We start from the raw sequence: 12,725 nt of genomic DNA on the forward strand, positions 1-12,725 counted from the left end.
AAACAACCCCTGGCAGACACGAAGCCTGGCAGGGGTTGATACTGTACCGCAGTTCAGCTCAGCTTAGAACTTGTAGCTGGCGCCGAAGTGGTAGGTACGGCCGTAGGCGCGGCGGTTCGACGGGTTCTCTTCGTCGGTGGTGTACTCCAGGAACGGTGCGTTGTTCCAGTTCTGCGCCTGGGCGTACAGGCTCACACCCTTGAGCCAGCCGCGCTGGATCTCGTACGACGCCTGCAGGTCGACGATGGTCTCGCCCTTGATGAAGGTAAGCTGCGCGTTGTCCTGGAAGTCCGACACCTGGCCCAGGAAGCTCGAACGCTTGCGCGCTGCGGCGGCGATCTGGAAGCCGTTCTTCTCGTAGTACAGGCGCAGGTTGCTCACCTTGCGCGACAGGCCCGGCAGCGGGATGCTCAGCGGATCGCCGTTCACGTTGGCAAAACCGCTCTCCGGCAGGTTCACGTTGCTCTTGGTATCCGAGTGGTTGACCATGATGCCGAAGCCATCGAGGTACTCGGTCAGCATCGAGAACGGCACGTTCACGGCGATTTCGAAGCCCTTCAGGTTGCCGCCGTCGCCGTTGACCGGCTGGTTCAGCAGGCCGATGGTCGAACCGGCATACGGGCCGGTCAGCGGCAGCGGGGTGGTCGGCGTCACGAATGGCGCGAAGTCGAACACGCGCGGCACGCGCAGGATATAGGTGTCCAGCTTCTTGTAGAAGTAGGCGGCGCTGATGTAGCCCTTGTTGCCGAAGTACTTCTCGTACGACAGGTCGAAGGCCTTGGCGCGGAACGGCTTGAGCTGCGGGTTGCCCGAGCCGCCGCTGAGGATCGGTACGCCGGTGGTCGAGATGCCGAAGCCGCTACCGGCGCGCAGGTCGTCCAGGTTGGCGCGCGACACCACCTTGGCCATGCCCAGGCGCAGCTTCTGCTCGTTCTGCAGGTCGAAGCTCATGTTCAGGCTAGGCAGCACATCCCAATAGCTGTCGCCGTCGGTCACGCGCTGCGCAGGGCAGGTCTGGGCGGTATTGCCGGTGCAGCGCGAACGGTCGACGACGAAGCCGCCGCCACGCTGGTTGGTATGGATCGCCTGCACGCCGGCGTTACCGGTGTACTTCAGGCCGAACAGTTCGCCTTCCAGGTCGCCCATCACGTAGGCGGTGTTGATGCGCTCGCTCACGTCCCAATACTTGTTGAGGATGTCGGCGTCGACTTTCGGAGCCAGCTCGTAGACCGAGCCGAGCGAGCCGCGCGGATCCCACGACACCACGTTGAAGCCCGAATTGCCTGCCTGGGCGATCTCGCTGCCCGGCACGGCCGCGGCCGCGTAAGGACCGGCGCCACCCTTGATCACCAGGCGGCCTTCGTCGCCGGTGCGCGACTTGTCGCGCGAGGTGTGGTTGTAGCCGAAGCTGGTGCCGACCAGCGGGCCGAACTCGACGGCGCGCTTGGCGGTCAGGCGAATGGCCTTGACGGTGTCTTCGACATAAGGCTGCGCCAGGTAACCGGCCTGCGGCGAGCTTTCGCCGCCGGACCAGCCCATCACGTCGGTCAGGCGCGCGACGCTGCGGTCGGCGTAGTTGCTGCCCGGGGTGTACTTCACTTCGGTGACGTTGGCGCCGTTGAAGTTGGTGTACTTCAGGGTGTCCTGGGCGCGGCCAGCCAGACCTGCGGTGGTTTCGTAGCGCGAGCTCAGCTTGGTAGCCTTCGACCAGGTCAGGTCGGCCGCGGTGGTCCAGTCGGCGATCTTCAGCTCGGAATTCCAGCCGATGGTCTTCAGGTCGTCTTCGGCGCCTTCGTAGTGGTTACGCACCACGCCCTTCCAGTTGCTGATGGTGCCGCTGGTGGCGACGCCGTTGCTCACGGTGGCTGCGCTGAGCACGTGCGGCAGCTCGTAGGCGCCGCCGCCGTTGTAGGCCACGCCGCCTTCGAAACCGGTCTTCTTCTGGCCGGTCTCGCCTGCCGAATAGAACAGGTCGACGGTCGACTTGAAGTTTTTATTAGGACGGAACTGCAGCGAGGCGAAAGCGCCGTCGCGTTCGTTCGAGTCGACCACGGTGTCGTAGCCGAAGCCGCCCGGGGTCTTCACGTTGGCGCCGTTGAACGCCATGTCCGCGGTGCCCCAGGAATTGAAGGTGGTCTGGCCGCCGCCGGTTTCTTCGTAGCGGGTGAAGCCCACTGCCACGCCGATGGTGCGGTTCGCGAACTGGTCGACGTACGACAGGGTCGCACGCTTGCCGTCGCCTTCCGGCAGGCCGTCAGGGTGCTTCACGCCCAGGCGCGTCTTCTTGTAGCTGACGGCGACGGTGCGCTTGCCGAAGTCCAGCGGCTGCACGGTGCGCAGGTCGATGGTCGAGGCCAGGCCCTGGCCGATGACGCTGGCGTCCGGGGTCTTGTAGATGACGATGGAACCCATCAGTTCGGCCGGGAACAGGTCGAACTCGGGCGAGCGGGCGTTGCCGGTCGAGGCCATTTCGCGGCCGTTGAGCAGGGTGCCGTTGAAGCTAGGCGACAGGCCGCGCACCGAGATGTCGGCGGCGCGTCCCGAACCGCGGCTACGCTGGGCCGACACGCCCGGCAGGCGCGAGATCGACTCGGCGACGCTCTGGTCAGGCAGCTTGCCGATGTCTTCGGCCGAGATGGCTTCGACGATCGAGCTGGAGTTCTTCTTGATCGAGATGGCCGCTTCGATACCGCGGCGGATACCGGTGACCTGGACCGTGGCGACGCCCGGCTGGGCAGTCGCGCCCGGCGGCGTCGGCTCGGCGGCCGCGGCGGCCTGCTCGGCCGAACCCGGTGCGGTCGCGACGCTCGAGGTAGCGTTGGTCGTGGTGGTGGTGTTGTCCTGCGTGGTCGCTTGCGCGTAGGCGCTGCCTGCGAACACCGACAGGAAGACGGCGCAGCCTGCGGCGACCGGGCTCAGTTGGAATGCAAGGCGGGCCGGAGCGACGCGCTTGGTTGCGAAGATGTTCATGTGTCCCCTCAAAAAGACAGATTTTATTTTCCCGAAACTACAGCGCAACAGGCAGCACAGCAGCCCCAAGCAAACGGTTTAGACGTTCTGCTGAGAATTCTGTACTAAAACTAGATGCACTGTCAACGAGAGTTGCTTGTAACTACGATAATGGCATGTTTTTCCAAAAGGAGGCAGGCGCACACAGTTTTTGCGTTGTATTTGGGCTACAAAGACACTTCTGCAACGTTGTAGTCGGACTACAAATGCTGCATCTCGATGCGTATCCATATGACTACGCACCACACTGGTGCAATCCCCAGCAGTAGAGCTAGAAGCAAGTCTGATAATTCATTGGAGAAATTAAGATTACCTAATAGTAAGCTGTACTTTGACTAGATCATTTGCCTTGCATGGTTTGTCCGCCGATGCCCTTCTGTAGTATTCTTTGCGCAATATAACTACGCGCGGCAGTTCTCAGGGCAAGAGGCTTGGCAGAGTCGCTGTAGTCTGACTACGCGCGCTGGCTTTTGCGGTGGGACGCCTTTGATCCCATGAGACAACTCTTCGCCACCCTCCTCCTCGGCAGCGCCGCACTGGCCCCTGCCTTCGCCCAGTCCCCCGCCATCGCCCACATGGAGCCGCCTTTCTGGTGGGCCGGCATGCAGCACAAGGGGCTGCAGCTGATGGTGCATGGCGAGCGCATCGGCGAGCTGGAACCGCAGCTGTCCTATCCGGGCGTGCGCATCGCCAGCGTCACCCGCGTGCCGAGCAAGAACTACCTCTTCATCGACCTGGCCATCGACCAGGACGCCAAGCCAGGCAAGTTCGAGATCCTGTTCACCGGCGCCGGGCGCCAGGCCAGCTACCCCTATGCACTGCTGGCGCGCGAGCAGGGCTCGCGCCAGCGCATCGGCTTCAATAGCAGCGATGCCATCTACCAGGTGATGCCGGACCGCTTCGCCAATGGCGACACCAGGAACGACAGCACCCCGGATACCCTGGAAAAGGCCAACCGGGCCAATGGCTCCGGGCGCCATGGCGGCGACATCCAGGGCATCATCGACCGCCTCGACTATGTCAAGGACATGGGCTTCACCCAGCTCTGGCCCACGCCCCTGGTCGAGAACAACATGCCGGCCTACTCCTACCACGGCTATGCCGCCACCGACCATTACCGGATCGATCCGCGCTACGGCAGCAACGACGACTTCCGCCGCCTGTCGCAGGAGGCCAGGCGCCGCGGCATCGGCCTGATCCAGGACGTGGTGCTCTCGCACATCGGCAAGTCGCACTGGTGGATGAAGGACCTGCCGACCCCGGACTGGGTCAACTACGGCAAGTTCGTGCCGACCCAGCACCACCGCACCGCCGTGCAGGACCCGTATGCATCGAAGGAAGACGCCGACAACTTCACGCGCGGCTGGTTCGTCGAGAGCATGCCGGACCTGAACCAGTCCAACCCCCTGGTGGCGAATTACCTCATCCAGAACAACATCTGGTGGATCGAATACGCGGGCCTGTCGGGCCTGCGCATCGACACCTTCGGCTATTCGGACGGCGCCTTCCTGTCCGAGTACACGCGCCGCATCATGGCGGAATACCCGAAGCTGAACATGGTGGGCGAGGAATGGAGCACGCGGGTGCCGGTGGTGGCGCGCTGGCAGCGCGGCAAGGACAATTTCGACGGCTACCGCGCCACGACGCCGAGCCTGATGGACTTCCCGGTGGCCGAAAGCATCCGCACCGCGCTGGCCGACGCCAAGGGCCAGAACGTCTTCACCGATATCTATGAAACCCTGTCGCTCGACTACCTGTACCCGGAGCCGGGCAACCTGGTGCTGTTCGCCGACAACCACGACATGTCGCGCATCTGGAGCGTGGTGGGCGAAGACTTCGACCGCTACCGCATGGCCCTCGTGATGCTCATGACGCTGCCGCGCATCCCCCAGTTCTATGTGGGCGACGAGATCCTGATGACCAGCGCCACGAAAGAGCGCAACGACGTCAGCTACCGCAGCGACTTCCCCGGCGGCTGGGCGGGCGACAAGGTCGACGCCTTCGGCGGCAAGGGCCTGGGCGCGCGGCAGAAAGCCGCGCAGGACCTGGTGCGCAAGCTGGCCAACTGGCGCAAGAGCCAGCCGGTCATCCACCACGGCAAGCTGATGCACTTCGGGCCGCAAGCGAACACCTATGTCTACTTCCGCTACGACGACAGGAAAAAGGTGCTGGTCGCCTTCAACAACAACGCCAGGGAGATGGTGCTCGATACCGGGCGCTTCCGCGAGATGCTGGCGGGCGTGGCGGGCGGCGTCGATGTCCTGAGCGGCAAGCGCTACGAGCTGGCGAACGAGCTGCGCTTGCCGGCCAGGGCAAGCCTCATCCTCGAACTGGACGCGGCGCGATGAAGCGTCGGCTGGTCGCGGCTGCCGCCCTGCTGGCCTGCCTTGGCGCGCAGGCGCAGCAAGGTCCAGCGAAAGAACTCTATATCCGCGGCGGCTTCAATGGCTGGGGCACGGACAACGTCCTGGTCCACAAGGGCAAGGGCGTCTACGAAGCCGACATCCTGGTCAGCCCAGGCAACCACGCCTTCAAGGTGGGCAGCCGCGACTGGCGCGACGAATGGGTCGCCGACGCAAACAAGAGCGTGACGGTGGCCCGGGGAACCCCCTACCGCCTTGCCACCCAACCCGGCCCCGAAGACTACCTGTTCGTGCGGCAGTCCGGCACCTACCGGTTCACGGTCGACGCATCCAGCCCGTCCGCGCCGCTGCTGCGCGTCGTGCGGCTGGACACGCCTGCCGCCGCCGCCACACCGGACCCGCATGCCGGCCGCGAAGCGGTCGCCGCACTGACCTGGCCCACCTGGGACCGCAAGCAGGAGACCGCGCGCTTTTCCTCGCCGGACGCCGGCGCCGAGCTGCGCAGCTACGCGCACTCGACCACCCTCGCCCTGCGCGACCCGGGTCCGCAGCACAGCAGCTACCGAGAAGAAGACGGCCTGCCGCGCATCCGCACCGGCAACCTGGCCTTCGACGCGCTGTTCGCGCTGGCCGGCAGCGAGATGCGCCAGGACGCGGTGCGCCAGATCCGTGACGGCAACTACAACGGGGGCGCAGCGATTCCCTGCGACTGCTTCGAAACCGGCGAAAAATGGCATTACGTCTGGACCCGCGACCTGTCGTATGCGGCCGACCTGGGCCTGGGCCTGCTGGACCCGCAGCGGGTGCGCAACTCGCTCGAGTTCAAGCTCTCCGGCTGGCGCGCCGGCATCCCACGGGCGCCGCAGGTGGCCGGCAGCCCGGACGGGCTGCAGATCGTGCAGGACACCGGCAGCGGCGGCAGCTGGCCGGTCAGCACCGACCGCATCACCTGGGCCTTCGCCGCCGAGGACATCCTCGCCACCTTGAGCGCCGCCGAACGCGCGCCCTTCGCCCGGCGTGCGTTGACTGCCCTGTCCAACACCCTCGAGAACGACCGCCTGGCCGCCTTTGACGCCGCGACCGGACTGTACATGGGCGAGCAATCCTTCCTCGACTGGCGCGACCAGACCTATGCGGCGTGGATCCCGAACGACCTGGCGTCGATGTCGACCTCGAAAGCCCTGTCGACCAATGCCGGCCACTACCAGGCCTTGACGCTGGCGGCGCGCCTGGCGCGCGAGCATGGCGACGCCGCGAAGGCCGGCCGCTACGAAGGCTGGGCCGCCAGCCTGAAACGCGCCATCAACCGGCACCTGTGGCTTGCCGACGCCGGCATGTACAGCAGCCTGACGGCCGGCCACCTCGACGGCGCGCCGCTGCACAAGTTCGACTGGCTCGGCCAGGCGCTGGCCATCGTCACCGGCATCGCCGACGAGGAGCAAGCGCGCTCGATCCTGGCGCGCTACCCGCACGGCCCGATGGGCGCCCCGGTCATCTGGCCGCAGCAGCCCGGCATGCCGGTCTACCACAATCGCGCCCTGTGGCCTTTCGTCACGGCCTACGGCCTGCGCGCCGCCGCGCAGGCCGGCAACGTGGCGGTGGCCGACGCCGCCTACGATTCGCTGGTGCGCGGCGCTGCGCTGAACATGTCGAACATGGAGAACCTGGAATGGCTCTCCGGCCAGCCGCTGCTGCTGGACGAGCGCCATCCCGCGCTGATCGGGCCGGTGATCAATTCGCGGCGCCAGCTCTGGTCGGTGGGCGCCTATCTCGGCATGGTCGTCAACAATGTGTTCGGCGTGTCCGCCAGCGAGGGCGGCCTGGCGCTGCGCCCCTTCGTGACCGCCAAGCTGCGGCGCGAGATGTTTGCCGCTTCCGGCGAGATCGCCCTGCACGGCCTGCGCCTGCACGGCAAGCGCATCGACGTGCGCCTGCGCCTGCCGGCGGCCAGCCAGGACGACGGGTACTACGAGGTCGAGCGCATCGTCCTGAACGGCCGGCCGGCCACCGCCGCCATCGGCCTGGCGCAGCTGCAGGCCGACAACCAGATCGAGATCGTGCTCGGACAACTGGTCGCGGGCCAGCAGGAGATCCGCCGCGTGAAGGGCGACCCGTATGCCGACTCCGGCACGACCTTCGCACCGCGCGAGCCGGCCATCGCCTCGCTCCAGCGCGGGCCCAAGGGCGCCGTCACGCTGCGGATCGCTCCCGGCGACCGGCAAGCCAATGTCAGCTACCGCGTCTACCGCGACGGCAAGCAGGTGGCCGAAGGCCTGCGCGCCGGGGCCTGGACCGACCGCAGCGCCGGCCGCGCCGGATGCTATGCCGTGCAAGCGCAAGCCGGCGACTCCGGCAACCGCAGCCACCACAGCATGCCGCGCTGCCTTGGGGCCGCCATCGAGGTGCCCGTTACCGACCCGCGTACGCGCTCCAACGTCAAGGTCAGCCCGCCGAACGGGCGCTTTGCCGTGCCGCGCATCGAGGGCTGGGGCCAGCCGGGCGACCGCTACGCCGTCGAGCGCATCGAGATCAAGGCGCCCGGCCGCTATGCGGTGCAGCTGCGTTATCACAATGGGGCGAACCAGGTGAACCTGGGGATCAGCGGCGGCGTGAAGTGGCTGGCCGTGAAGGATGGCCGCGGCGCCGTCGTGGCGCAGGGCGTGGTGCAACTGCCCCATGCCCCGCTGGCGAAGGCGGCCACGCCCATGGTGTATTCGACGCCGCTGGCGGCGCGCCTGGAGGCGGGCCGCTACCGGGTCGAGATGAGCGACTTCTACAATATGAGCTATCTCGACAGCAACAGCAGCTTCAGCGCCGCCGGCGGTGTGACGGGGCCGTCCAACCGCTTCGATATCGCGGGATTGCGCCTGCTGCGACTCGACTAGGCGTCAAGCGGTTTCGAAGCCGGCCTCCGGGGCCGTGCGCGGTTCCTTGCGCGACGGCCCATGCACCATCAGGTAGAGCCGTCCTTCGAGCACGCGGAATTCCAGCGGCATGGCCATCGGCTCGACCTCGCCGTCGACCGCCACCTTCATGCGCTTGCGGCCGTACACGGCCGGCGTGCGCACGGTCAGGCGCTTGAAGGCAAAGGATTCGACGTCGGCGTCGCCCAGCCGGCCCAGGGCGCCGCGCACCAGCAGGCCGAGCAGGCCCAGCCTGCCCATCGGCCGCGGCGCAATGGCGACAAGCTGCCCTTCTTCCACCGCCTCGGTGAGCCCGTCCATGCCGACCTGTTCGAGCTGCAGCCGGTTGTTCCCGATGAACAGGGTGGTGGTGCGCAGGCGGCGCTCCTTGCCGTCGAGCTCGAGCGAGATGCGCAGGTGGCGGGCCGGCCGCAGCACGGTCTTGAGGGCCGATAAAAAGGCCACCAGCCGGCTGCGCCCGTACTGCGCCTTGTCGTGCTCGCGCTCCTCGAGCAGCTTCGGGTAGAGCCCGACGCTGGCGTTGACCAGGAAGACCTTGTTGTTGACCACGCCCACCTGCACCGGCCGCACGTGGGCGCGCAGCAGCGCATACACGGCTTCGGCCAGGTCTTCGGGAATGCCGTGGGTGCGGCCGAAGTAATTGAAGGTGCCCTGGGGGAGCACGCCGAAGGTGCAGCCGGCCAGCACCGCTTCGTGGGCCACCGTGTTGATGGTGCCGTCGCCCCCGGCCGCGACCAGGATGCCGCCGGCCTCGATGGCGCGCGCCGCCATGCTGCGCGCAACGGCCTGCAGTTCCGCCGGCTCGTCGATGAGTTCGAGGTGGCAGCTGCGCCCGGCCGCGGCCAGCACCGTTTCGATGGTCGAGCGGCGCAGCTCGGTCTCGGAATGGCCCGATCCGGCATTGAGGACAATGAAATACGGCGCGTCTGGACTCGGCTCGGTGGTGGGCATCGATGGATTCGGGTGGATGGTATGTGGACGATATAACAATACCATCGTATCACCTGCCCGGATCCGGACGCGTTCCGTTTCCTTATTCCTGCGGCGCCAGGTCCATCATGTAAACATTGACCCCGGGCTGGCCGGGCGCCAGCACCGCGAAACGCTCGAAGTTGAGTCCGAGCTTGCGCAGCAGGGCGATCGAGGCTGTGTTGTCCGGGTCGGTGATGGCCGCCAGGCGCTGCAGGCCCAGCGTGCGCGCATGGGCCACGACGCCCTGCGCCGCTTCGAAGGCATAGCCTTGCCCGCGGTGGCGCGCCAGGAAGGCGTAGCCGATGTCGACGTCCTCGAGCGCATCGCGCTTGACCAGGCCGGACAGGCCGATCGGCTCACCGCCGCCCAGCAGCTCCACCACGTACAGCGAATGGCCGCGGTTGCGCTGCATGGCCACCGGCCCTTCGGCGATGGCGCGCGCCGCGGCGTCGACCGTACGCAGGCCGCGGTCGCCGATATGGGCGATGAAGTCCGGGTCGTTCACGAGTTCGAGGTAGAAGGCGGCATCGCCCGCATCGGCCAGCCGCAGGCGCAGGCGCGCGGTGCGCAGGATCCCGGCGTGGTCGATGGACGATTCGGCCATCATGCGTCCGCCGTCGGCCAGTGGTCCGGGTCTTGCAGCAGCTGGTACATCACGTAGGCGTCCACATAGCCCAGCGCCTTGTGGCGGTAGGCCTTGGGCAGGGTGCCGACGATCGAGAAGCCGAGTTTTTTCCAGAGCCGCACGGCGGTGGTATTGGTGCTCACCACATAGTTGAACTGCATGGCCAGGTAGCCCTGGCGCCGCGCCTCGTCCAGGCTGTGCTCGCCCAGCATGCGGCCGACGCCGGCGCCCTGCGCCGACGGGCTGACCATGTAGGAAGCGTTGGCCACGTGGTGGCCGCGCCCGACCTGGTTGCGGGTCAGGCGGTACATTCCGAGCACCCGTGAACCGCTCGACGTTGCGATGAAGCTGGCCACGTCTGGGCCGAGCCAGTAAGCGTGGCCCGCCTCGCGCGAGGTCGCGCTGGTGAAGGGGTAGGTCTCGCCGGCGGCGACATGGGCACTGAAGATGCTCCATATCGCCTCGAAGTCATGGTCGCCGGCGGGGCGGATCTGGATGTCTTTCACGGAGCCTGGGGATACGTTACCGAAACATGAAAGCGGCCTATTCTAGCCCGGATTTCCGGTATCTTCACGTACTGTGCGCGCCCTGCGGAACATGCCGGAAACCCGTGGCCTCGGGACGCCCGGGCAGGTGCAGGGTCGCGCGCGCGGACGGCGCCTCCGCAAGGACGGCCCCGCGCCGGATCACCAGCCGGCGCGCCGCGCGCAGGCGGATCGCCTCCACGGTCGATCCGGCATCGAGCAGCACCAGGTCGGCGTTGCAGCCCGGCGCCAGGCCGTAGCCATCCAGGCCGAGGATGCGCGCCGGCGTCTCCGTCACCGCCAGGAAGCACTGATGCATCGCCTCGGTGCCGGTCATCTGCGCCACGTGCAGTCCCATGTGCGCCACTTCCAGCATGTCGCCCGAGCCCATGCCGTACCACGGGTCGAGCACGCAGTCGTGGCCGAAGGCGACGTCCACGCCGGCGGCCAGCAGCTCGGGCACGCGCGTCATGCCGCGCCGTTTCGGATAGCTGTCGTGGCGGCCCTGCAGCGTGATGTTGATGAGGGGGTTGGCAATCGCCGCCACGCCGCTCTCGGCGATCAGGGGCAGCAGCTTGCTCACATAGTAGTTGTCCATCGAATGCATCGAGGTCAGGTGCGAACCGGCCACCCTCCCCTGCAGGCCGAGGCGCTGGGTCTCGTAGGCCAGGGTTTCGATATGGCGCGACATGGGGTCGTCGGTTTCGTCGCAATGCATGTCCACCCGCAGGCCCCGTTCGGCCGCGAACTCGCACAGCAGGCGCACCGATTCGGCGCCCTGCGCCATCGTGCGCTCGAAATGCGGGATGCCGCCCACCACGTCCACGCCCATGCCGATGGCGCGCTTGAGGTTCTCGAACGCGTTCGGGCTGCGCAGGATGCCGTCCTGCGGGAAGGCCACCAGCTGCAGGTCGAGGTAAGGCGCGACGCGGCGCTTGACTTCCAGCAGCGCTTCCACCGCCAGCAGGCGGTCGTCGCAGATGTCGACGTGGCTGCGGATCGCCAGCAGGCCGCGCGCCACCGCCCAGTCGCAATAGTGCAGGGCCCGCTCGACCAGCGCCTCCTGCGCCAGCAGCGGCTTGAGTTCGCCCCACAGGCGGATGCCTTCGAGCAGGGTGCCGCTCTGGTTCACGCGCGGCAGGCCATGGCTGAGCACCGAATCCATGTGGAAGTGCGGGTCGACGAAAGGCGGGGTGACCAGGTCGCCGCCGGCATCGATCTCGCGTGCGCCGCGGGCGGCCAGCCGCGCCTCCACGGCGGCGATCACGCCATCCTTGATGCCGATGTCGATGCCGCCCCTGCCGTCCGGCAGGGTGGCGTTGCGAATCACGAGATCCATGTGTTCTCCCTTGTGTTTTGCTGATTGTAGCGATGAATGGCTGTCTCGAGCTTGCCGGACCGGACGGCTGGCGCATGCAGCGTGCATCGTTAATGCTGCACCGCAATATTTCTGCTCAAGAACAGTGCAATATGTCTTTGCGCGCTCGGGCAATCATGGCTACACTAGCCGATATTGCAGCGCGCCATAAATGACTAAAGGAAATCATATGACTTCACTTGCAGAACAATTTTTCGCAGCAGCAGCAGGCAAGACTCCGTTCCCGGCACCGTTCGCCGGCCAGCTCGTACCCCAGCTTCCGGTCCAGGTCCCGGCCCAACTGCGCACCCAGCTGGAAAGCCAGGTCGATTTCTTCCAGTCGTTCACCAAGCAGGCGCTCGACAGCGCCAGCCGGGTCGTCGCCCTGAACCTGGCCGCCTCGCGCGCCTCGGTCGAACGCTCGACCCGCGCCGCACAGGCGCTGGCCGCATCGCGCGATCCGCGCGACTTCCTGACCCTGGGCGGCGCCGCCGAGGAACAGTTGCACAGCATGTTCGACTACAGCCGTGAGCTGATGAGCATTGCGGGCAGCGTGCAGCCATTCGCCCTGGGCGGCAAGGCGCCGGCGGCAAGCCAGCTGGCCGCGCCGGTGGCAAAGGCGGCGGACGCAGCGGCCGAGCCGGTCGTGGTGGCGGAACCGGAGCTGAAGCACGAAGAGCCGGCCCCCGAACAGCTGGCCGCCGAAGCGGAACCGGCCCCGGTCGCCGAACAGACCGAGATCGTCATGGCCGCCGGCCAGGGCGAGCCGCAGGCCGGCGTCGCGCCGCATCCCGCGGCGGCCCCGGTGCCTGCGCAAGACGCCAATGTGCAGGTGAAGGTCGCGCCGGCCTCCTCGTCCAAGCGCCGGAAGTAAACACCGGACACGCTCCGGCCTGGGGCGCTGCGCCCGGCCGGCAAAGCGTCTACACTAGCGGGCTTCGGCCCGCTTTG

8 protein-coding genes are annotated in these 12,725 nt (G+C 66.9%); 3 read left to right on the forward strand and 5 right to left on the reverse strand.

Annotated elements, in window-relative coordinates:
• Positions 1-63: 63 nt before the first annotated feature.
• Positions 64-2,970, reverse strand: coding sequence for a TonB-dependent receptor (locus AC3XQU_RS00850; RefSeq protein ID WP_489872233.1), 2,907 nt, complete (start codon positions 2,968-2,970; stop codon positions 64-66).
• Between the two features lie 533 nt (positions 2,971-3,503).
• Between AC3XQU_RS00850 and AC3XQU_RS00855 the strand changes: the two genes are divergently transcribed.
• Together AC3XQU_RS00855 and AC3XQU_RS00860 are read left to right on the forward strand one after the other, a co-directional pair.
• Positions 3,504-5,357, forward strand: coding sequence for a glycoside hydrolase family 13 protein (locus AC3XQU_RS00855; protein WP_489872234.1), 1,854 nt, complete (start codon positions 3,504-3,506; stop codon positions 5,355-5,357).
• On the forward strand, positions 5,354-8,257 hold the full coding sequence (locus AC3XQU_RS00860) for an MGH1-like glycoside hydrolase domain-containing protein (RefSeq protein WP_489872235.1): 2,904 nt from the start codon (positions 5,354-5,356) through the stop codon (positions 8,255-8,257). The genes AC3XQU_RS00855 and AC3XQU_RS00860 overlap by 4 nt, the downstream gene beginning before the upstream one ends.
• Positions 8,258-8,260: 3 nt before the next feature.
• On the opposite strand, the gene AC3XQU_RS00865 is transcribed toward AC3XQU_RS00860, so the two are convergent.
• The 4 genes from AC3XQU_RS00865 to AC3XQU_RS00880 all read right to left on the reverse strand — a co-directional run bounded on the left by AC3XQU_RS00865 (position 8,261) and on the right by AC3XQU_RS00880 (position 11,756).
• The gene (locus AC3XQU_RS00865) at positions 8,261-9,247 is read right to left on the reverse strand and encodes a diacylglycerol/lipid kinase family protein (protein ID WP_489872236.1); all 987 of its coding nucleotides are present in this window, start codon (positions 9,245-9,247) and stop codon (positions 8,261-8,263) included.
• Positions 9,248-9,329: 82 nt separating this feature from the next.
• Complete coding sequence (locus AC3XQU_RS00870; protein WP_489872237.1) at positions 9,330-9,872, reverse strand: GNAT family N-acetyltransferase; 543 nt, start codon at positions 9,870-9,872, stop codon at positions 9,330-9,332.
• On the reverse strand, positions 9,872-10,399 hold the full coding sequence (locus AC3XQU_RS00875) for a GNAT family N-acetyltransferase (RefSeq protein ID WP_489872238.1): 528 nt from the start codon (positions 10,397-10,399) through the stop codon (positions 9,872-9,874). The genes AC3XQU_RS00870 and AC3XQU_RS00875 overlap by 1 nt, the downstream gene beginning before the upstream one ends.
• Positions 10,400-10,463: 64 nt before the next feature.
• The gene (locus AC3XQU_RS00880; protein WP_489872239.1) at positions 10,464-11,756 is read right to left on the reverse strand and encodes an amidohydrolase family protein; all 1,293 of its coding nucleotides are present in this window, start codon (positions 11,754-11,756) and stop codon (positions 10,464-10,466) included.
• Positions 11,757-11,964: 208 nt separating this feature from the next.
• Between AC3XQU_RS00880 and AC3XQU_RS00885 the strand changes: the two genes are divergently transcribed.
• Entirely contained in the window at positions 11,965-12,648 is a 684-nt protein-coding gene (locus AC3XQU_RS00885; RefSeq protein WP_489872240.1) for a phasin family protein, read from the forward strand.
• Positions 12,649-12,725 lie beyond the last annotated feature (77 nt).

The organism is Telluria sp. AZSoR62, from assembly GCF_058111565.1.